Genomic DNA, 18,971 nt, shown 5'->3' with positions numbered 1-18,971 from the left:
CTACCGCCCCATCTTCCGCTGCACCTTCCCATAGCGCATCTTCCGCGTTCCCGGCTTGCCCTCAGTGGCGCGCCCACGCGGCGCGGCCACCTGCTGCTCTTGCGGCAGCCCCAACTCCTCCGCCTCCAGCTTGCGGATTTCGTCGCGGATGCGGCCGGCTTCCTCGAACTCCAGGTCCGCCGCCGCCGCGCGCATCTTCTTTTCCAGATCCTCGATATAGGCGCGCAGATTATGGCCGACGAGGTGCGGGCGGTCGTCCAGCCCGATATCCACCGTCACCTGATCCTTGCTCGCCACATGGGCGATGATGTCGCCGATGTTGCGCTTGATCGTGGTCGGCGTGATCCCATGTTCGCGGTTGTACGCCTCCTGCTTCTCGCGCCGCCGTGACGTCTCGTTGAGCGCCCGCTCCATCGACCCGGTGATCCGGTCGGCATAGAGGATCACCCGGCCCTCGACATTGCGCGCCGCGCGGCCGATGGTCTGGATCAGCGAAGTCTCGCTGCGCAGAAAGCCTTCCTTGTCCGCGTCCAATATCGCCACCAGCCCGCATTCGGGAATATCCAGCCCCTCGCGCAGCAGGTTGATGCCGATCAGCACGTCATAGACGCCGAGCCTGAGGTCGCGGATCAGTTCGATACGCTCCAGCGTCTCGACGTCGCTGTGCATGTAGCGGACCTTGATCCCCGCCTCATGCATGAACTCGGTCAGGTCTTCGGCCATCCGCTTGGTCAGCGTGGTGACGAGCGTGCGATAGCCCTGCGCGGCGACCTTGCGGCATTCGTTGATGAGGTCGTCCACCTGATCCTCGACCGGCTTGATCTCGACCGGCGGGTCGATGAGGCCGGTGGGGCGGATCACCTGTTCGCTGAACACGCCGCCGGTCTGCTCCATCTCCCAGGGGCCGGGCGTGGCGGACACGCTGACCGTCTGCGGCCGCATCGCATCCCATTCGTTGAAGCGTAATGGACGATTGTCGATGCAGCTGGGCAGGCGGAAGCCATATTCGGCCAGCGTGATCTTGCGCCGATGGTCGCCGCGCGCCATCGCGCCGATCTGCGGCACGGTCTGATGGCTTTCGTCCACGAACAACAGGGCGTTTTCGGGCAGATATTCGAACAATGTCGGCGGCGGTTCGCCGGGCAGGCGGCCGGTCAGGAAACGGGAATAATTCTCGATCCCCGCGCAGCTGCCGGTCGCCGCGATCATCTCCAGGTCGAAATTGGTCCGCTGCTCCAGCCGTTGCGCCTCCAACAGCTTGCCCTCGGCCACCAGTTCCTTCAGCCGCTCCGCCAGTTCGAACCGGATCGCCTCCATCGCCTGCTTGAGCGTCGGGCCGGGGGTGACATGGTGGCTGTTGGGGAAGACCTTCACATAATCGAGGCTGGCGACCTTCTTGCCGGTCAGCGGGTCGAATTCGACAATCTCCTCAATCTCGTTGCCGAAGAAGCTGATGCGCCAGGCGGTGTCCTCATAGTGGGACGGGAAAATCTCCAGATTGTCGCCCTTCACGCGGAAATTGCCGCGCGCGAAACCGGCATCGTTGCGCTTATACTGGAGCGCGACCAGCTTGCGGATGATCTCGCGCTGATCCTCGATCTGGCCCTTTTTCATCGCGAAGGTCATGGCCGAATAGGTTTCGACCGAGCCGATGCCATAGAGGCAAGAGACGGAGGCGACGATGATGACATCGTCCCGCTCCAGCAGCGCGCGGGTGGCCGAATGGCGCATCCGGTCGATGCTCTCGTTTACGCTCGACTCTTTCTCGATATAGGTGTCCGACCGCGCGACATAGGCTTCGGGCTGATAATAGTCGTAATAGCTGACGAAATATTCGACCGCATTGTCGGGGAAGAAGCTCTTAAATTCCCCGTAAAGCTGCGCCGCCAATATCTTGTTGGGCGCCAACACCAGCGCCGGGCGCTGCAACGCCTCGATAACCTTTGCCATGGTGAAAGTCTTGCCGGAGCCGGTGACGCCCAGCAGCACCTGGTCCCTCTCTCCCGCCAGCGCCTGCTCGACCAGTTCGGGGATCGCCGTGCGCTGGTCGCCCGACGGTTCATAGTCGCTCACCAGCGTGAAGGGGCGGCCACCCTCGCTCTTTTCGGGGCGGGCAGGACGATGCGGGACGAAACCTGCGCCGGTTTCCGGTTCATCGAGCGTGGTGCGGATCTGAATCGACATAAGGCGAATATGGGTTCTTTGATCGAAGGCGCAATCGGGCTTATGGCTTCAGTTCGAAGGCGCCCTTGGGCGGGGGCGGATAGACGACCGGCTTGTCGCCGAAGCGGGCGCGCAGGGCGGCTTCACGCCGCTCGTCGTCGACGACGTCCACATTCACTTCCTCGGGATATTTCATGCTGACGTGGAATTTCTTGTCTTGAATGACATATTCCAGAACCGACCAGCGCATGTTCGGTTCATCCGGTTCAAGATACCAAGCCTCCCAGAGCATATCGCTCAAACTCGTGTCACGGGGGTTATAATAGCGCACTACATTACCTTCGTCCTTGAAGATGCTAGGGCTGACCCAACCGTCGCCGATCTCCACATAAAGAAAGATACCGTTTGCATCTCCACCGACCAATTCCACCAATTCGAGTCCAATCTCGTTCATGAGAGGCCCGAGTTCATCAAATTTATCGGCCACGAGGCTTGCCTTTCCTTTCGTTCGAGAAATCCCTGAACTGTTCTTTGCCGTTGACACGCCACGTAACGTGGATTCGATAGGGGCGTTTTGATTGTCCCTCATATAGTGGCACGATGTCGACGATGATTGTCTTTCCTGCGCGCAAGTCCTTAGCCCATCCATCCTCCATGGCGCGGTAGACGCCACGATTGAAATTCCGATCCTGGGCGAAATGGTTGAAGCTGTCGCCGGGGTCGTTGAAGCGAGCAGCGATGAAATGGCCGCCATCATCGCTTGCCCGGCGATCTGGCCGACCCGCCTGAGCCGGGGCTCGTTGCGAGCGTTTTGCCATCGGACCATTTGTGAGTTCGGCGATGATCTCCCTTGGCCGCGCAATCGCGTCGATGTGAAAGTCATAGCCATTCTTCGTCTCCCGCCTCCAATCCGCACCCAGAATCTGACTCCACAGCGACGGCGGTTCGGCCACGTTCGGCGGCAGCTTGCCGCCATGGGTGTCCAGGTAATGCGCGAGAGCGAGGAACTTGTTTTTCGCGCTGCGCCCCCTATCCAGATAGGCCTGATGCGGCAGCTTGATCCGCTGTCCCACCCTGAGTGGCTGATCGGGCGATTGCCGGTTGAGCCACGCCAGATCGCGCGCGGTCAGCCCCTTTCGCCGCGCAGCGATGCCGGACAGCGAATCCCCCCGCTGCACCGTATAAAAGGCATAATTGTCCGGATGGTCCGCGCGATTGCTTCTGCGATCCAGCGCATCGCCCTGGCTCGAACGACTGCGTCTGTCCGCCCCGTCGGGGCGCGGGCTGGCTCCAGTCTGCGTTCGTGCGGGACCGGCCTTGCCGGCGCCTGCTCCAAAATAGCGCCCCTGTCCCGTGAAGGTGAAGCGCCCATTCTCCTCGTCATGCCAGGGGTTGAACTTCACCTCGACCGCGGCTGGCGCGGCCCGGCGCCCGGTACGAAGATAGAGGCCGAAGGCCGTCAGCTCGCCCGATATCGTCCGCTGCATCAAAACTCCCCCCAAAGTTTCGGACTGCGCTTAGCATATCATTAAGAACAAATCAAGAACATTTATTCCTTTTATCCCATGTCATTGAACCGGCGCGCGGCGCTGTTATGGTCGGACAAGGGCAGGGAAACAGGGAGGATGACGATGCGCCGGACAGTCTTGATGCTTGCGGTTCTGACGGCGGGTCTGGCCGCCTGCGGCGACAAGGCCGGCGACAAGACCGGCGACATCGCCGCCACCGACGCCATGAGCCGGGCGGAGGTGAAGGCGCAGGTCGACAAGGTGCAGCTCAAGCCCGGCCAGTGGGAAGGCCGCTTCACCGTGAAGGATATCGACCTTGGCAACATGCCAGGCGCGCCCGCGGGCATGAAGGACCAGATGAAGAGCATGATGAGCCAGACCTCGCTCAAATATTGCGTCACGCCCGAGGAGGCCGCGAACCCCGGCGGCGAAATGTTCGCCGGTCAGGAGAATAAGGACTGCACCTATGGCGGGTTCGAGGCGAAGGGCGGCGTGGTGAAGGGGCAGGTGTCCTGCAAGTCGCAGGGCGGCACGATGAACGCCACCATGTCCGGCACCTATGCGCCCGAACATTATAGCATGGACATGGACATGAAGATGGAGGGCGGCCCCCAGAACATGACCATGGCGATGACCGCGCGATCGGAGGGCAAGTGGATCGGCGTGGAGTGCGCGCATTAGAATCTATATTTGCTGGTGACCCCGATGAATCTGAAGTTCGTTCGGCGCCTGCCCCATAATGTGACGAACTTCAGATTCGGGTCACCAGTGTCGACTGACCCGCCGGACCATTGCTGGCTCTGCGACCGGCCGCTGGGCCGCCGGGTGGAATGGCATCATCCGCTGCCCAAAAGCCGGGGCGGGCGCGAAGTGGCGCCGCTGCATCCGATCTGCCACCGCACCATCCATGCGACGCTGACCAATGCGGAGCTGGCCCGCGCCTACACGGACCCGCAGGCGCTGCGCGCCCAGCCGGACATAGCCCGCTTCCTTCTTTGGGTTGCCGCCCGGCCGCCCGACTTCCACGCGCCCACGCGCAAGCGGAGATGATTTCCCTTGCGCTTCATGGCCAAGCGGTAGAGCCTCCGTTCCGTTCCTACCGAGAACAGGGGAGAGGATGATGCGAAAAACCTGGTATGCGGTGCTGCCGCTGGCCCTGACCCTTGGCCTGACCGCGTGCGGCAGCGATCCCGCGCCGGCGCCGGAAGCCGAAGAGGCGCCCGTCGTCATGCAAGCCGGCCAATGGGCGCTGACCCGCAAGACCACCGGCTACAACACGCCCACCGTCACGCCGGCCGAATATCAGGAAGCGTTGAAGCAGATAGACGAGGAAAAGCTCTGCATCGCCATCGACAAGGACGGCCTGCCCGACGCCGATGCGATCGCGGGCAAGGAAGGGACGGAGTGCAGCTACAAGGACAAGATGGCGCGGAAGGGCCGTCTGATCGCGACCTTGAGCTGCAAGGCCGGCGCGGGCGCCTCCGAAATCGCGGTGGAAGGCAATTATACCGCCGACACGCTGACCCTGGGCGCCACCATGACCAAGACGGAAGGCGGCAAGCCGGTGCTGCGCACGACCCATGACCTCACCGGCAGGCGCGAAGGCGATTGCCCCGCCGCGTCCTGACGGGGCGGCTACGCATCTCCACCGGGCGCGAAGGCGGCGAACACCTCCGCACCCGTCATCACCTGCGTTTCTTCGCGGAAATTATAGCTGGCCGGCTTTTCCTCGATGAAGATCTGCGTGGCGAAGGGGAAGGCGCCCGGATCGGCGAACGCCTGCACCGACACGGCGAGATGCGCGCCGTCCTTCGATCGCCACAGCAGCGAACTGCCGCATGTCTTGCAGAATCCGCGCTCGCCCCAGTCGGACGAAGCATAGACGCCCATCGCGTCGGGGTCGGCGATGTCGATCTCGGCGCATTCGACCGACAGGAATATGCCGCCGGTCCAGCGCCGGCACATGGCGCAATGGCACGCCCCCATGTCCCCGCTGGCGATGACCGCGTCGAAGCGGACCGCGCCGCACAGACATTGTCCCGCTTGTCGAACCTTTTCCGTCATGATGCGCGCTCCCGTGCTAAGCCTGTGGGCCGCCTGTGGACGACCTGTGGATAAGCTGTGCATATCACTCCAACGCGCGGAGCGCCCGTTCGTCGCACGCCTTGCGTCCGATCGGAACCAGGCTGACCGTGGGCACCCGCAGCGGTTGGCCGATGCGCAGCGGCGCGAAGCGTTTGCGCCCTATCCCCTCGCAGCGCAGCGCCAGTTCCAGCATCCGGGGCGGGGTGTCCCATTGCTCATAAGACAGGCGGAATGTGCCCCAGTGGATGGGGATGGCGGTCGATGCGCCCAGCCGCCTGAACAACTCCACCGCCTGCACCGGGCCGATATGCGCGTCCGACTGCATCTGCCCCTTCCAGAAGCGGAAGGCCCCGATCGGGATCAGCGCCAGCCGGATCGGGCCATAGCGCCGCGCCTCATAGGGCCAGCCCATGTCGCCCGCGCCGGTATCGCCGGCGAAGAAGATGTTCCCCGCCCGTGTCTCGATCACGAAGCCCGACCAGAGCGCGCGGTTGCGGTCGGCGCCCCAGCGGCTGCTCCAATGATGGTTGCGTGTCACATGCACCTGATAGTCAGGGCAATGTTCGTAATTGCCGCACTGGATGACGGCTTGTGGCGCCAGGCCGTTGAGCGCCGCGCCACTGACCGACTGCCCCCAGTCGAGCGCCGTCGCGGGGATGCCCGCGCGCTTCAGAATCCTGTCGTTGCCCAGGCTGGTGACGATCTTCGGCCGGTCCCGTTCCCAGAGCCGCTTCAGCGTGGGCAGGTCCATATGATCATAATGATTGTGGCTGAGCAGGATCAGGTCGATCCTGGGCAGGTCGTCGAAGCGAATGCCGGGCTGCGCCACCCGCTTCGGCCCAAGCGGCGGCAATGGGCTGGCGTAATCGGACCAGATCGGATCGGTAAGGATATTGAGGCCCGCCGCCTGCACCAGCACGGTCGCATGGCCGACCCAGGTCGCGACCATGCCGCGCGGCGCGGCGAAGGGAGCGGGGCGACTGGGCCTGACCGCGATCGCCTCGGGCCAGCGCGGCCGGTCGTCAGCGCCCAGCAACCAGCGCGCGAAAAATCCCTGCCGGCTCGTCCCCGGCGGCGCGGGCGTCTCGATCGCGCCATCGGGATTGAAGAAATGTGCGCCGTCATAGTGACGGCTGGCCGGCCCTTCATAATAGATGCGGTCGAGAAAGGGGGGAATGACCGTGATCGCGAGGCACAGCATGATGACCAGGAACAGCAGCGCGATCCCTGCGCCCCGGATGATACTGACAAGGCGACCCATATATTTCCCGCGCTGCTGACCCTCGCGACATAGCGCAAGGCGGCGGCGGGGCAAGGGGCGAGGATAGGGAGAGCGGGCTGTGGATAACCATGTGGCTATTCCCATCGTCCTTCCCGCGCCCTACAGGGCGGCCTCGGGCCGGGGCCTTCCCCCGATGCGACCAGCGCGCCGGCGACAAGTTGGCACCCGATCTCGCGGAGATGACGAGATGGGTGGAGTGCGGACCATGCCCAACTCCGTCATCCCGGTGGATGCCGGGATCCAGAGTCTCTCTGCGCAACCCTGGATGCTGACTTTCGTCAGCATGACGAGAAGGGTGGGTTGCGGACTGTCGTCATTTCATTCCCCTCCCGCTGGCGGGAGGGGCAGCGAGACTTAGTGGCCCCGGCCTTGTGCCGGGGGAATTTAGTCGCAGCGGGGTGGGCTATTGCCGCGTTGCGCTAAGCCCACCCCCTAGCCCCCTCCCGCCAGCGGGAGGGGGAACATGTCCGCTCCTGGCCGAAACTTCCTTCAAGAAAAACAAACGGGCGGGGTCTTCTTGCAGACCCCGCCCGACAAGCGTCACTTTCCAGGGGCGCGGCGTGCTTATTTCGGCGCGAGCACCATCAGCATCTGGCGGCCTTCCATGCGCGGATAGGCTTCGACCTTTGCGACTTCGGCGACATTCTCGGCCACGCGCTGGAGCAGGTTCATGCCCAGTTGCTGGTGGCTGAGTTCGCGGCCACGGAAGCGCAGGGTGATCTTCACTTTGTCGCCGTCGCCGATGAAGTCATGGACCTTCTTCATCTTCGTATCATAATCATGATCGTCGATGTTCGGACGCATCTTGATCTCCTTGATCTCCTGCGTCTTCTGGGTCTTGCGGGCGATGTTCGCTTTCTTCTGGGCTTCGTATTTATACTTGCCGATGTCGAGGAACTTGCAGACCGGCGGGTCAGCGTTGGGCGAGACTTCCACGAGATCGAGGCCGATCTCATAGGCCTGCTCGATCGCCTCCTGCGTAAACATCACACCGAGATTCTCGCCTTCATCATCGATCACGCGCACCTTGGGCACGTTGATGAACTCGTTATAACGGGGGCCGGATTTCGGCGGCGGCGCCATCGGGCGGCGCATCATCGGGGGACGTATAGCAATATCTCCTACGGTCGTTTCAAAAACGGACGGCTCTTAGCGGCTTTTGCGCAAAGCCGAAAGGGGTGCGTAACACCGCCGTAACGGAATCACGCACCCTTGCGGCATTTCTGCCTCACTGCATATCGGGTGCCTGCGCCTCTTTTGCAAGACGGGCAATGACGGCATCGAGCGAAATCACGCTCTGCCCCTCCTTGCCCAGTTCGCGCAGCGCCACCGTGCCCTCGTCTGCCTCGCGACGGCCGACGACCAGCAGGTTGGGCACTTTCGCCAATGAATGTTCGCGCACCTTATAGTTGATCTTCTCGTTGCGGATGTCGAGTTCGGCACGGATTCCCGCGGCGCGCAGCTTTGCAACGGCGTCCCTGGCATAATCGTCCGCGTCCGACACGATGGTCGCGACCACCGCCTGCACCGGCGCCAGCCAGAGCGGGAATTTGCCCGCATAATGTTCGATCAATATGCCGATGAAGCGTTCATAGCTGCCGAAGATCGCGCGGTGGAGCATGACCGGGCGGTGGCGTTCGCCATCTTCGCCGATGTAGCTGGCGTCGAGTCGTTCGGGCAGCACGCGATCCGACTGGATCGTGCCGACCTGCCAGGTGCGGCCGATCGCGTCGGTCAGATGCCATTCCAGCTTGGGCGCGTAGAAAGCGCCTTCGCCCGGCAGTTCCTCCCAGCCATAGTCCTGCGTGTTGAGGCCCGCCGCCGCCACCGCATTGCGCAGTTCATTTTCCGCCTTGTCCCACATCTCATCGCTGCCGAAGCGCTTGTCCGGGCGCAGCGCGAGCTTGATCGAGTAGGTGAAGCCGAAATCCTTGTAGATGCGATCGGCCAGCGCGCAGAAGGCGCGGACTTCCTCGACGATCTGGTCCTCGCGGCAGAAGATGTGCGCGTCGTCCTGGGTGAACTGGCGCACGCGCATCAGGCCGTGCAGCGCGCCATGCGGCTCGTTGCGGTGGCAACAGCCATTTTCGTAGAAGCGCAAGGGCAGGTCGCGATAGCTTTTGATCCCCTGGCGGAAGATCAGGACATGCGCCGGGCAGTTCATGGGCTTCAGCGCCATCCAGTCGGCATCGTCCGACACCAGCGGCCCTTCGTCCGCGACGTTGGGCACTTCGTCGGGGATGACGAACATATTTTCGCGATATTTGCCCCAATGGCCGGACTGCTCCCACTGGCGCGCATCCATCACCTGCGGCGTCTTCACCTCGCGATAACCCGCAGCGTCGATGGCACGACGCATATAGGCTTCCAGTTCGCGCCAGATCAGATAGCCCTTGGGATGCCAGAAGACGCTGCCATGCGCTTCCTGCTGGAGGTGGAACAGGTCCATCTCCGCGCCCAGCTTGCGATGGTCGCGCTTGCCGGCCTCTTCCAGCCGCGTCAGATGTTCGGCCAGTTGCTTCCTGTTGAGCCAGCCGGTGCCGTAGATGCGGCTGAGCATCGCATTCTTCTGGTCGCCGCGCCAATAGGCGCCCGACACGCGGGTCAGCTTGAAGGCGGCCGGGTCCAGCTTGCCGGTAGAGGCGAGGTGCGGGCCGCGGCACATATCATACCAGCCGTCGCCCGAATGATAGACGGTCAGTTCCTCGCCCTGCGGCAGTTCGGCCGCCCATTGCGCCTTGAACGTCTCGCCGGCGGCTTCCCACTGGGCGATCAGCGTGTCGCGGGCGATGACTTCGCGGCGCAGGGGCTTGTCGGCGGCGATGATCTTGCGCATCTCCGCCTCGATCGCGGGCAGGTCTTCCTCGGTGAAGGGCCGCTCGGCCGGCGCAAAGTCGTAATAGAAGCCGTCGTCCGTCGCGGGGCCGAAGGTGATCTGCGTGCCGGGGAACAGCGCCTGCACCGCTTCGGCCAGCACATGGGCGAAATCGTGGCGCGCCAGTTCCAGCGCGTCGGCCTCATCCTTCGCCGTCACGAGGGCAAGGCTAGCGTCCTGCTCCAGCGGCCGGCCGATGTCGCGCAGTTCGCCATCGACGCGCGCGGCGATGGCGGCCTTGGCCAGACCCGGCCCGATCGCCGCCGCAATGTCCGCCGGGGTAGTGCCGGGCGCGACTTCACGCACGGAACCATCGGGCAGGGTGATCTTGAGCATGGCGGACACGGGGGGTCTTTCTGTGAAAATGGCAGGTTGCGCGGCGCGAAAAAGCCGCGCCTTCCCCTTAAATGGGCCGCCCGCACTGTCAATAGAAGGGCGCTTGCCAAGCTTCGGCGTTACAAGCATGTTTCATGTGCTGATATATCATATTTCAGCGTCAGGAGGGACTTTATGGCTTTGAGCTTCGCAAGACCCCAATCGCGCTCTGGGCAAGCGCTGTCGATGGAGGTGTCGCCGATGGCGGAGATGAACACCACGCCGCTGATCGACGTGATGCTGGTGCTTCTGATCATGTTCATCATCACCATCCCGATCCAGACGCACAGCGTGGGCGTCGACCTGCCACAGGGGCCGATCGAAACGAGCCTGCCTCGTCCCGATCCGGTCAAGAACAAGGTGACGATTGATGCCGACGGCGTGATCCGCTGGAACGGCGCGGCGGTCGACCGGCTGACCCTGCGCCGCTATCTGGCCGCCGCGCTGCGCCTGTCGGTCGAGCCGGAACTCCAGTTCCAGCCGGATGCGGCCGCCCGTTACGTGACGGTCGATGAGGTGCTGGCCGACATCAAGCCTTCGGGCGTGACCAAATTAGGCTTCATCGGCAACGAGCGTTACGCGGGCTTCTGACCGTGCCTGTCAATGACACTTGACATTCGAGCGATGGTCCTGTCAATGATCCTTTACTTATTGTAAAAGGGGCTTGACCATGATGATCGCTCGATCGCTCTTTGAGCGGCGTTTTCTCCTTGTCTGGGCGTTGGCCTTCTGCGTGGCGATGATCGGCGCGGGGCTGGTCGTTCGCCGCTTCGATCTGGGCTGGGCCGGTTCGCTCGCCGTCATGCTGCTGGGCACGGCGATGATCATCCCCTTCGTTCTCGCGTTAGAGCGTTTCGCGCGTGCGAAGGGAAATCTGTCCTCGGCAATGCAGCGCTATAACCGGCGGATGATTGCCGGCAGCCTGATCTATACGATCGGCCTGTTCGTTGCGGTCTATGGCTATAAGAATTGGCATCCGGCGGACGTCCTGCTGTGGGGACTCGGGCTTCTTCCATCGATCGGTGCGCTTGCCATGGTCTGGGCGATGGCGCGCCTGCTGGTGGAGGAGGATGACGAATATCTTCGCATGAAGCTGGCGCAGTCGGCGCTTTTCGGGACCGGCGTCCTGCTGGTGACGGCCACCGTCTGGGGGTTTCTGGAACAATTCGGGCTGGTGCCGCATGTTCCGGCCTGGGTCGCCATTCCGGTTTTCGCGATCGCGATCGGCCTGTCCCGCTGTTTCAATTGGTTGCGCGCATGAAGAATCGGCTGAAGCTGCTTCGGGCCGAGCGGGACTGGAGCCAGGGCGATATGGCGGTTCACCTCGGCATTTCCCGGCAGAGCGTCAATGCGATCGAAACCGGCAAATATGATCCCTCGCTGCCGCTTGCATTTCGCATCGCCGACCTGTTCGAACTGGCGATCGAGGAGATTTTCCTGCGCGATTAGGCTGTTGCCCGCTTGACCATCAGAGCGCTTCCCTGTCTGGTGATGCCGGGGAATATGTCTGGGGGGTCCTATGGATATGGACGAGGAACAGGTCGGGCGCGGCGGTTTCGCCTTCGAAGGCGACTGGCGGGATTATGCGCCGATCGCCTTCACCAATTTGCTGCTGACGATCGTGACGCTGGGCATCTATCGATTCTGGGCGACGACGCGGACGCGGCGCTATCTGTGGGCCAACACCCGCTTCATCGACGACCGGCTGGAATGGACCGGCACGGGCAAGGAATTGTTCATCGGCTTCCTGATGGTGCTGCTGCTGATCGGCCTGCCCTTCCTCTTCCTCCAGTTCGGCGCACAGGCGCTGGTGTTGCAGGGGCGGGGCGGACTGGCGGCTATCCTGTCGATCATCGCCTTCTTCGTCATCTTCTATATGGCGGGCCTCGCGCGCTTCCGGGCGTTGCGCTATCGGCTCAGCCGCACCTGGTGGCACGGCATTCGCGGTGGCAGCGACGATCCGGGCTTTGGCTATGGCCTGTCCTATATGGGAAAGAGCATGGCCGGCAGCCTGGCGCTGGGCCTGCTCATCCCCTGGTCGATGATGTCGCTGTGGAACGAGCGCTGGAACAAGATGAGTTTCGGCCCGCACATGTTCGAATCGGCGGGCGACTATCGGCCGACCTTCAAGCGGTTCCTGCTTTTCTATCTGCTGCCCTTCATCCTCGTCGCCATCGGCGCCTTCGCGGCGATCTGGCTTTTCCCGATGATGCCGCGGCTGGAACAGGGAACGCCGCCGCCGGTCGGCGTGATCCTGATGATCGCGCTGATCCCCATCGCCTTCTATCTGGCGCTCGGCCTGATCGCGCTGGCCTTCTACGCCAAATTCTTCCGCGTCGCGGTCGACGGACTGTCGCTGTCGGGTCTGAATTTCCATTTCTACGCGCGCACCCGGGAATGGCTGCTGCTGTTCCTGGGCGATATGGCGCTCGTCATCTGCACGCTGGGGATCGGGGCGATCTTCCTGCAATATCGGCACTGGAAATTCTTCATCACCCATATGGGCGTGACCGGCGAGATCTATACCGACGAACTCACCCAATCGCAGACGAAGACCGCGCGCCATGGCGAAGGGTTGCTCGACGCGCTGGACGTCGGCGCCTTCTGAGCCATGAGCGACTTTCGCCTGTGGCATTATGACGGCCGGAGCGGGGTGCGGCGCCATGTCCTGCTGGTCGGCGCGGGCGACGGCCGGTTCCGGCTGGAGGAGCCGGAGAGCGGCTGGGCCGGGGAGCCTGTCGCCTGGTCCGCGCTGACCATGATCGGCGCCGAGGGCGGGCGCACCGCCTTCGGGCACAAGGATGTGCCAGGCTGGCGCATGGGCTTTTCCGGTGAGGCGCCGCCGGAGATTGTGGCGCACCTGCCCAGGGGCGAGCGTTACGGCCGCTGGATCGACCGATTCGGCTTCTGGCCGGCGGCGGGCGCCTTCACCCTCATCGCCGCGCTGGTGATCTGGGGAGCCGCCGAAGCGCCCGGCGTCATCGCGCCGCTGATCCCCAGGGCGTGGGAAAACCGGATGGGCGACGCCATGGTCGGGGATTTCGGCGGCCGTTTCTGCCGCGCCCCGGCGGGCGACGCCGCGCTGCGCGCGCTGGTGGCGCGGATCGATCCCAAGGGGGAGGCGCGCGAGGTGGCGCTGGCCAATATCCCGCTGGTCAACGCCGTGACCTTGCCGGGCGGACGGATCATCCTGTTCGACGGGCTGGTGCAGCAGGCCGGATCGGCCGATGAGGTGGCGGGCGTACTGGGCCATGAGCTGGGCCATGTCCGCCATCGCGATACGCTGACCGGCCTGGTGCGTCAGCTCGGCCTCAGCGTCGTGCTGGGGGGCTTTGGCGGCAATGCCGGCGGCTATCTGAATGGCGTCCTGTCCCTGAGCTATGGCCGCGACGCGGAAAGCGCTGCGGACGGCGTGGCGATCGACCAGATGCGCAACGCCGCCATTTCGCCTGCCGGCACCGCCGCCTTCTTCGCGCGCATGGGCGGAAAGGGGAAGGCCGGCCGCGCCGAGCAGGCGATGACCTGGCTTTCGTCCCATCCGCTCTCGGCCGACCGGCGCCAGCGATTCGAGCAGGCCGTGGTCAAGGATGCACGCTATCGCCCGGCGCTGGACGCGGCGCAGTGGCGGGCCTTGCGCAGCGCCTGCAAGTCCGACCCTGATGTCGCAAAGCCCTGGGGGCAGGGCTTCTGACGCCAAGCGGCTTGCCGCTGGCGTGCGGAGCCGGTATTTCCCGCGCTGGAAAGGAGGCTGCATGAAGAAGGCGATGCGTTACGCGCTGACGGCGCTCCTATGCTATGTAGCTTTCTGGAGCGCCGCGCATGTCGGCATGTTGCCCGTGCTGCGCGCCGACGCCATGCCCGAAGCTGCGGCGCAGGCCGCATCCGGCGTGGAAACGCCGCGCCGGATGTGGCACTATTTGCCCATTATCCGCTGATTTTCAGGCAAAGAGCAGCCGCGCGTCGTCGCCGGTCTGCTGGAGGAAACCGATCGGGCCGCCGATTTCGACATCTGCCGGCAGTGCGTCGGCCGTCAGGCCCGCCAGCGCCATTCCGCTCTGGCAGGCGATAATCGCGACGCCGAGGCTCAGCGCATCGTCGAGCAGCGCCGCCAGCACCGGCAATCCCGCCGCCCGATGGGCGTCATCCCGCGGGGCGGCGATCGGCGCGCGCAACAGCGCCACGGCATCGAGCTGAAGGAAAAGCGCCGCATCGGCCCCCAGCGCGGCCTGCGCGGCCGCCAGCACCAGCGCGCCGCGCAGCCGTTCCGCGTCCGCCGTCGCGACGACGATCCTCAGGGGACGCATAATTCCACGGCGCAGGCGGGGCAGGCGGGGTCCTTCGCGACGTCGAGCGTGCGGAAGCGCATGGACAGGAGGTCAGCGATCAGCAGCTTGCCCGCCATGTCGGCGCCGAAGGGCACCAGGGCGCGGATCACTTCCAGCGCGGCGAGGCTGCCCATCGCGCCGGTGAGCGCACCGATCACGCCGGTTTCGGCGCAGTTGCGCTCGGGCGCATCCTCCGGCGCGCCGACCAGGCAGCGATAGCAGGGCTTATCGTCCTCCCAGCCGCGATAAGTGGAAAGCTGCCCTTCGAACGGGCCGACCGCCGCCGACACCAGGGGAATCCGCAGCCGCTGCGCCGCATCGGCGACCGCAAGGCGGGTGTCGAAATTGTCACAGCCGTCCAGCACCACATCCGCCTCGCGCAGGATCAGCTCGGCATTGGCGGCATCGATCCGGGCGTTGATGGGGATCAGCTTCACGTCGGGATTGATCCGCGCCACCGCCGCCATCGCGGCCTCGGCCTTGGGCGCGCCGATGTCGGGGGTGCCGAACAATATCTGGCGTTGCAGGTTGGACAGGGCCACCGCGTCATCGTCGATCACGCGGATCGTGCCGACCCCGGCCGCCGCCAGATAGAGAATCGCCGGGCTGCCGATGCCGCCCGCGCCGATCACCGCGACATCGGCGCCCAGCAGCCGCGCCTGACCCGCCCCGCCAATCTCCCTGAGGACGATATGCCGGGCATAGCGTTCAAGCTGGTCGTCGGTGAGCGTCACGGCGCATCGGACCAGAGGAAGCGGACCTGCGAACGCATCCAGCGCGGCTCGGCCGCTCCACTTTTGGGGAAGGAATTGCGCAGCGTGCCGAGTATGCGCCCGCTCACGAACTTCTCCACCTCCAGGCAGCGGACGTTGACCGGCGCGATCTTCAGCGGCTTGCCCTCGCCCGACAGCAGGAACAGCATGTCGATCTCCAGCAGCTGCGATCCTTCCTGATTGACCGCGCCGCTGCATTCGCCGCGACGGTAGAGGCGGGCCACATCCTCCGACCAGCGCGGCGAGATTTTCCGACCCAGCCAGCCGTCGATGACGGGGACGCTGCTCAGATCCTGGGGCATGGGCGGGGCGGTCGCCGCCACCGGCGCAGCAGCCAGCATCAGCGAAAGCAGCATCGTCATCGCATCACACTCCCGTCGAACCGAAGCCGCCCTGTCCACGGGCGGTGTCGTCGAGATTATCGACTTCCGCGAAACTGGCAAGCTGCACCGGCGCCACCACCAGCTGGGCGATGCGGTCGCCGCGCTGGATCGGGAAAGGCGCATCGCCCAGGTTGATGAGAATGATCTTCAGCTCGCCGCGATAGTCGGCGTCGATCGTGCCGGGCGTATTGGGCAGGCTGATGCCATGTTTGAGCGCGAGGCCGGAGCGGGGGCGCACCTGCACCTCATAGCCTTCGGGGATCGCCATGGCGAAGCCGGTCGCCACCGCATGGCGGCCGCCGGGAGCCAGCACCAGTTCCTCCGCCGACACCACGTCCATCCCCGCTGCATGGGCGGTGGCATAGACGGGCACCGGCAACCCCTCGCCATGGGGCAGGCGCTTCAGCTTGATTTCAATGGGAGCGAGAGGCGAGGGCATGGGCAACCTTTTCGATGAGTTTGGTGGCGACCTGATCCTTGGGCAGGACCGGCCAGCTGTCGATGCCGGCGGCGGTGACGATCTGCACGGCGTTGGCGTCGCCCCCCATGACGTCACCGGACACGTCGTTGGCGACGATCCAGTCCGCGCCCTTCTTCGCCAGCTTGGCCTGTGCATGTTCGGCGATCTTCTGCGTCTCGGCGGCGAAGCCGACCAGCAGGGCGGGGCGCTGCGCATGACGGCCCAGCGTCGCGAGAATATCGGGATTTTCGACCAGGGCGAGCGGGGCGGGCTGACCCGATCCATCCTTCTTCAGCTTCTGGTCGGCGGCGTCGGCGGTGCGCCAGTCGGCGACGGCGGCGACCATCATCGCGGCGTCGGCGGGCAGGGCGCTCTCGACGGCGGCCAGCATCTCGCGCGCGGTTTCGACATCGATACGATCGACGCCGGTCGGGGTGGGAAGATGCACCGGCCCCGCCACCAGTGTCACCCGCGCGCCGGCCCGCGCGGCGGCGGCGGCGATCGCGAAGCCCTGCTTGCCCGACGATCGATTGGCGATGTAGCGCACCGGGTCGATCGGCTCATGCGTCGGCCCGGCGGTAATCAGGATATGCCTGCCCGCCAACGACAGCGCGTCGCCCGCGAAATCGGGCTGGTCCGCCAGCGGGTCCGGGCGCTTGGGCAGGGCCAGCAGCCGCGCGATCTCCGCCGCGATCGCCTCCGGTTCGGGCAGGCGGCCCTTGCCATATTCGCCGCAGGCCATCTCGCCGTCATCCGGCTCCAATATATGGACACCGTCGGCATGGAGCCGCTCCAAATTGCGCTGGGTCGCCTTGTGATGCCACATGCGCACGTTCATCGCGGGCACGGCCAGCACCGGCTTGTCGGTGGCGAGCAGCAGGGTCGTCGCCAGATTGTCGGCAATGCCGTTCGCCATCTTGGCGAGGATGTTGGCGGTCGCGGGCGCCACCACCACCAGATCGGCCTGACGGCTGAGCTGGATATGCCCGATCTCGCGTTCTTCCTTCAGGTCGAACATGTCGCCATAGACATGATCCTCGGTCAGCACGCCGAGGCTGAGCGGCGTCACGAATTTCTCCGCACTCTCCGTCAGCACCGCCCGCACCGCGATGCCGCGCTTGCGGAGCAGCCGAACCAGTTCGAGCGACTTGTAGGCGGCAATGCCGCCCGAGACGATAAGGAGGACGCGCTGTGTCATAGATGCAGATGTAGGAGCGCCGAGCCGAGCGCACCAGTCGCCGCCGCAATCGCCGCCACCGCCGCATAGCGCCAGCCGCCGCCCACGCGCATCAGCTTCACCTCGGTCAGGGGCGGTGGGGGCGGAGCGCCGCCCTTTTCGGGGAAGGCCTCCTCGATCCGGCGGACCAGACCGGGCAGGCGCTGGAGTGTGCGCCAGTTTTCGATCAGCGTGTCCGCGGCCTTCGCCTCCGGCCCCAGTTCGTCGCGCAGCCAGCCCTTCACATAGGGGCCGCTCGTTTCCCACAGGTTGATGTCGGGGTCGAGCGCGGTCGCCACGCCCTCCACCATCACCATCGTCTTCTGGAGCAGGAGCAGATGCGGCTGGGTCTGCATGTCGAAGTCGCGGGTGATGGCGAACAGCCCGTCCAGCATCCCGCCGACCGACAATTCGCGCACCGGCTTGCCGCGCATTGGCTCGCCGACCGCACGCAGGGCGGTGGCGAATTCCTCGACATTATGATGGCCGGGCACATATTGCGCCTCGAAATGGATTTCCGCGACGCGCTTATAGTTGCCTGTGATGAGGCCGTAGAGAATCTCCGCCAGCCACATGCGCGCGCGCCGGTCGATCCGGCCCATGATGCCGAAGTCGATCGCGACGATGTCGCCGCTGGCCGTCACGAACAGGTTTCCCTGGTGCATGTCGGCGTGGAAAAATCCCTCGGCGATCGCCTGCCGCAGGAAGGCGTTGACCAGACGCGCGGCCAGGTCCTTGACGTCATGGCCCGCCGCGATCAGCGCATCGCGATCGGAAATCTTGATGCCATCGATCCATTCCATCGTCATGATCTTGCCGGTCGTCCGGTCCCAGTCGATGGCGGGAACGCGATATCCGGGCATTGCCTCCATCGCCTCGCTGAGTTCGGAGGCGGACGCCGCCTCGCGCCGCAGGTCCAGTTCGCGCGCGGTCCAGCGCTTCATATTGGCAATGACCAGGCGCGGGCGCAGACGGGCGAGTTCGCCGCCCAGCTGCTCGACATGGGCGGCCGCCCACTCATAGGTCTGGATGTCCCGGTTGAACTGGGCGATCACGCCGGGGCGGATCACCTTGACCGCAACGTCGCGCCCGTCGGTGGTGATGGCGCGATGCACCTGCGCGATCGAGGCGGCGCCGACCGGCACCTCATCGAAGCTCCGATAGAGCGCATCGAGCGGGCGGCCGAAGCTCTGCTCGATCTGCGCCCGAATCGTCTCGAACGGGACGGGGGGCAGGGCGTCCTGCAGGCGCAGCAGGTCGTTCGCCGCTTCTTCACCGACCAGATCGGGGCGGGTCGCAAGCGTCTGGCCCAGCTTGATCGCGGCCGGTCCGATGGACTGGAAGGCGTCGGCATAGCGCGGCTGCTTGGGCACGCGCGCGCCGAAACGGGCGACGCGCACCAGCCGCCGCACCGGCGAAGGTGTGAGCGGATCGCGTTCGATGCCCGTGAGCGCGCCATGCCGCGCCAGCGTGCGCCCCCATTTCACGAGGCGCCAGAGATGCGTGATATGCGCGGTCATGCCGGT

22 protein-coding genes are annotated in these 18,971 nt (G+C 64.8%); 9 read left to right on the top strand and 13 right to left on the bottom strand.

What is annotated here, in order from left to right; all coding sequences use genetic code 11:
• The 3 genes from uvrB to AC58EF_RS04105 are packed head-to-tail and all read right to left on the bottom strand — an operon-like array spanning position 1 to position 3,566.
• Complete coding sequence (gene uvrB / locus AC58EF_RS04115; protein ID WP_497274740.1) at positions 1-2,184, bottom strand: excinuclease ABC subunit UvrB; 2,184 nt, start codon at positions 2,182-2,184, stop codon at positions 1-3.
• Between the two features lie 40 nt (positions 2,185-2,224).
• The gene (locus AC58EF_RS04110) at positions 2,225-2,617 is read right to left on the bottom strand and encodes a hypothetical protein (protein WP_497274975.1); all 393 of its coding nucleotides are present in this window, start codon (positions 2,615-2,617) and stop codon (positions 2,225-2,227) included.
• A 22-nt stretch (positions 2,618-2,639) separates the two neighbouring features.
• Positions 2,640-3,566, bottom strand: a complete 927-nt coding sequence (locus AC58EF_RS04105; RefSeq protein WP_497274738.1) for a LysM peptidoglycan-binding domain-containing protein — start codon at positions 3,564-3,566, stop codon at positions 2,640-2,642.
• 246 nt (positions 3,567-3,812) lie between these two features.
• On the opposite strand from AC58EF_RS04105, the gene AC58EF_RS04100 reads away from it, so the two are divergent.
• From AC58EF_RS04100 to AC58EF_RS04090, 3 genes are all read left to right on the top strand, one after another.
• Positions 3,813-4,352, top strand: coding sequence for a DUF3617 domain-containing protein (locus tag AC58EF_RS04100; RefSeq protein WP_497274736.1), 540 nt, complete (start codon positions 3,813-3,815; stop codon positions 4,350-4,352).
• 87 nt (positions 4,353-4,439) lie between these two features.
• Positions 4,440-4,721: an HNH endonuclease gene (locus AC58EF_RS04095; protein ID WP_497274735.1), complete on the top strand. Its 282-nt coding sequence runs from the start codon at positions 4,440-4,442 to the stop codon at positions 4,719-4,721.
• A 70-nt stretch (positions 4,722-4,791) separates the two neighbouring features.
• Positions 4,792-5,298, top strand: coding sequence for a DUF3617 domain-containing protein (locus AC58EF_RS04090; protein ID WP_497274733.1), 507 nt, complete (start codon positions 4,792-4,794; stop codon positions 5,296-5,298).
• An 8-nt stretch (positions 5,299-5,306) separates the two neighbouring features.
• Here AC58EF_RS04090 and AC58EF_RS04085 read toward each other — a convergent pair whose 3' ends face one another.
• From AC58EF_RS04085 to thrS, 4 genes are all read right to left on the bottom strand, one after another.
• Entirely contained in the window at positions 5,307-5,735 is a 429-nt protein-coding gene (locus AC58EF_RS04085) for a GFA family protein (protein WP_497274731.1), read from the bottom strand.
• A 64-nt stretch (positions 5,736-5,799) separates the two neighbouring features.
• Positions 5,800-7,017, bottom strand: a complete 1,218-nt coding sequence (locus AC58EF_RS04080; protein WP_497274729.1) for an MBL fold metallo-hydrolase — start codon at positions 7,015-7,017, stop codon at positions 5,800-5,802.
• A gap of 585 nt (positions 7,018-7,602) precedes the next feature.
• The gene (infC, locus tag AC58EF_RS04075) at positions 7,603-8,136 is read right to left on the bottom strand and encodes a translation initiation factor IF-3 (RefSeq protein ID WP_497274728.1); all 534 of its coding nucleotides are present in this window, start codon (positions 8,134-8,136) and stop codon (positions 7,603-7,605) included.
• A 130-nt stretch (positions 8,137-8,266) separates the two neighbouring features.
• Entirely contained in the window at positions 8,267-10,249 is a 1,983-nt protein-coding gene (thrS, locus tag AC58EF_RS04070; protein ID WP_497274973.1) for a threonine--tRNA ligase, read from the bottom strand.
• A 174-nt stretch (positions 10,250-10,423) separates the two neighbouring features.
• Here thrS and AC58EF_RS04065 point away from each other — a divergent pair, with 174 nt between their 5' ends.
• From AC58EF_RS04065 to AC58EF_RS04040, 6 genes are all read left to right on the top strand, one after another.
• Positions 10,424-10,879: an ExbD/TolR family protein gene (locus AC58EF_RS04065; RefSeq protein WP_497274727.1), complete on the top strand. Its 456-nt coding sequence runs from the start codon at positions 10,424-10,426 to the stop codon at positions 10,877-10,879.
• A 79-nt stretch (positions 10,880-10,958) separates the two neighbouring features.
• Complete coding sequence (locus AC58EF_RS04060) at positions 10,959-11,549, top strand: hypothetical protein (protein WP_497274725.1); 591 nt, start codon at positions 10,959-10,961, stop codon at positions 11,547-11,549.
• Positions 11,546-11,737, top strand: coding sequence for a helix-turn-helix transcriptional regulator (locus AC58EF_RS04055; RefSeq protein WP_497274723.1), 192 nt, complete (start codon positions 11,546-11,548; stop codon positions 11,735-11,737). Before AC58EF_RS04060 ends, AC58EF_RS04055 begins: the two co-directional genes overlap by 4 nt.
• A 76-nt stretch (positions 11,738-11,813) precedes the next feature.
• Complete coding sequence (locus tag AC58EF_RS04050; protein ID WP_497274971.1) at positions 11,814-12,896, top strand: YjgN family protein; 1,083 nt, start codon at positions 11,814-11,816, stop codon at positions 12,894-12,896.
• 3 nt (positions 12,897-12,899) lie between these two features.
• Positions 12,900-13,979, top strand: a complete 1,080-nt coding sequence (locus AC58EF_RS04045) for a M48 family metallopeptidase (protein ID WP_497274721.1) — start codon at positions 12,900-12,902, stop codon at positions 13,977-13,979.
• A gap of 61 nt (positions 13,980-14,040) precedes the next feature.
• The gene (locus AC58EF_RS04040; RefSeq protein WP_497274719.1) at positions 14,041-14,223 is read left to right on the top strand and encodes a hypothetical protein; all 183 of its coding nucleotides are present in this window, start codon (positions 14,041-14,043) and stop codon (positions 14,221-14,223) included.
• Positions 14,224-14,226: 3 nt separating this feature from the next.
• Here AC58EF_RS04040 and AC58EF_RS04035 read toward each other — a convergent pair whose 3' ends face one another.
• The 6 genes from AC58EF_RS04035 to ubiB are packed head-to-tail and all read right to left on the bottom strand — an operon-like array spanning position 14,227 to position 18,965.
• Positions 14,227-14,592: a DsrE family protein gene (locus AC58EF_RS04035; protein ID WP_497274717.1), complete on the bottom strand. Its 366-nt coding sequence runs from the start codon at positions 14,590-14,592 to the stop codon at positions 14,227-14,229.
• Positions 14,580-15,347, bottom strand: a complete 768-nt coding sequence (locus tag AC58EF_RS04030) for a HesA/MoeB/ThiF family protein (protein ID WP_497274715.1) — start codon at positions 15,345-15,347, stop codon at positions 14,580-14,582. Before AC58EF_RS04030 ends, AC58EF_RS04035 begins: the two co-directional genes overlap by 13 nt.
• Positions 15,344-15,748, bottom strand: coding sequence for a hypothetical protein (locus AC58EF_RS04025; RefSeq protein ID WP_497274713.1), 405 nt, complete (start codon positions 15,746-15,748; stop codon positions 15,344-15,346). Before AC58EF_RS04025 ends, AC58EF_RS04030 begins: the two co-directional genes overlap by 4 nt.
• Before the next feature lie 4 nt (positions 15,749-15,752).
• Positions 15,753-16,208 (bottom strand): dUTP diphosphatase, encoded by a 456-nt coding sequence (gene dut / locus AC58EF_RS04020; protein WP_497274712.1) that lies wholly within the window; start codon positions 16,206-16,208, stop codon positions 15,753-15,755.
• Positions 16,183-17,427, bottom strand: coding sequence for a bifunctional phosphopantothenoylcysteine decarboxylase/phosphopantothenate--cysteine ligase CoaBC (gene coaBC / locus AC58EF_RS04015; protein WP_497274710.1), 1,245 nt, complete (start codon positions 17,425-17,427; stop codon positions 16,183-16,185). Before coaBC ends, dut begins: the two co-directional genes overlap by 26 nt.
• Positions 17,424-18,965, bottom strand: coding sequence for a 2-polyprenylphenol 6-hydroxylase (ubiB, locus tag AC58EF_RS04010; protein WP_497274708.1), 1,542 nt, complete (start codon positions 18,963-18,965; stop codon positions 17,424-17,426). The genes coaBC and ubiB overlap by 4 nt, the downstream gene beginning before the upstream one ends.
• Between the last annotated feature and the right edge of the window lie 6 nt (positions 18,966-18,971).

This window comes from Sphingobium sp. WR1 (assembly GCF_059693745.1).
This window is presented reverse-complemented; position numbering and strand designations above follow the sequence as displayed.

What these genes read in the sequence shown, in the direction of transcription:
- uvrB (WP_497274740.1), bottom strand. Translation starts at nt 2,184, where the DNA reads ATGTCGATTCAGATCCGCACCACGCTCGATGAACCGGAAACCGGCGCA.
- AC58EF_RS04110 (WP_497274975.1), bottom strand. Translation starts at nt 2,617, where the DNA reads ATGAACGAGATTGGACTCGAATTGGTGGAATTGGTCGGTGGAGATGCA.
- AC58EF_RS04100 (WP_497274736.1), top strand. Translation starts at nt 3,813, where the DNA reads ATGCTTGCGGTTCTGACGGCGGGTCTGGCCGCCTGCGGCGACAAGGCC.
- AC58EF_RS04090 (WP_497274733.1), top strand. Translation starts at nt 4,792, where the DNA reads ATGCGAAAAACCTGGTATGCGGTGCTGCCGCTGGCCCTGACCCTTGGC.
- AC58EF_RS04085 (WP_497274731.1), bottom strand. Translation starts at nt 5,735, where the DNA reads ATGACGGAAAAGGTTCGACAAGCGGGACAATGTCTGTGCGGCGCGGTC.
- AC58EF_RS04080 (WP_497274729.1), bottom strand. Translation starts at nt 7,017, where the DNA reads ATGGGTCGCCTTGTCAGTATCATCCGGGGCGCAGGGATCGCGCTGCTG.
- infC (WP_497274728.1), bottom strand. Translation starts at nt 8,136, where the DNA reads ATGATGCGCCGCCCGATGGCGCCGCCGCCGAAATCCGGCCCCCGTTAT.
- thrS (WP_497274973.1), bottom strand. Translation starts at nt 10,249, where the DNA reads ATGCTCAAGATCACCCTGCCCGATGGTTCCGTGCGTGAAGTCGCGCCC.
- AC58EF_RS04065 (WP_497274727.1), top strand. Translation starts at nt 10,424, where the DNA reads ATGGCTTTGAGCTTCGCAAGACCCCAATCGCGCTCTGGGCAAGCGCTG.
- AC58EF_RS04060 (WP_497274725.1), top strand. Translation starts at nt 10,959, where the DNA reads ATGATGATCGCTCGATCGCTCTTTGAGCGGCGTTTTCTCCTTGTCTGG.
- AC58EF_RS04055 (WP_497274723.1), top strand. Translation starts at nt 11,546, where the DNA reads ATGAAGAATCGGCTGAAGCTGCTTCGGGCCGAGCGGGACTGGAGCCAG.
- AC58EF_RS04050 (WP_497274971.1), top strand. Translation starts at nt 11,814, where the DNA reads ATGGACGAGGAACAGGTCGGGCGCGGCGGTTTCGCCTTCGAAGGCGAC.
- AC58EF_RS04045 (WP_497274721.1), top strand. Translation starts at nt 12,900, where the DNA reads ATGAGCGACTTTCGCCTGTGGCATTATGACGGCCGGAGCGGGGTGCGG.
- AC58EF_RS04040 (WP_497274719.1), top strand. Translation starts at nt 14,041, where the DNA reads ATGAAGAAGGCGATGCGTTACGCGCTGACGGCGCTCCTATGCTATGTA.
- AC58EF_RS04035 (WP_497274717.1), bottom strand. Translation starts at nt 14,592, where the DNA reads ATGCGTCCCCTGAGGATCGTCGTCGCGACGGCGGACGCGGAACGGCTG.
- AC58EF_RS04025 (WP_497274713.1), bottom strand. Translation starts at nt 15,748, where the DNA reads ATGACGATGCTGCTTTCGCTGATGCTGGCTGCTGCGCCGGTGGCGGCG.
- dut (WP_497274712.1), bottom strand. Translation starts at nt 16,208, where the DNA reads ATGCCCTCGCCTCTCGCTCCCATTGAAATCAAGCTGAAGCGCCTGCCC.
- coaBC (WP_497274710.1), bottom strand. Translation starts at nt 17,427, where the DNA reads ATGACACAGCGCGTCCTCCTTATCGTCTCGGGCGGCATTGCCGCCTAC.
- ubiB (WP_497274708.1), bottom strand. Translation starts at nt 18,965, where the DNA reads ATGACCGCGCATATCACGCATCTCTGGCGCCTCGTGAAATGGGGGCGC.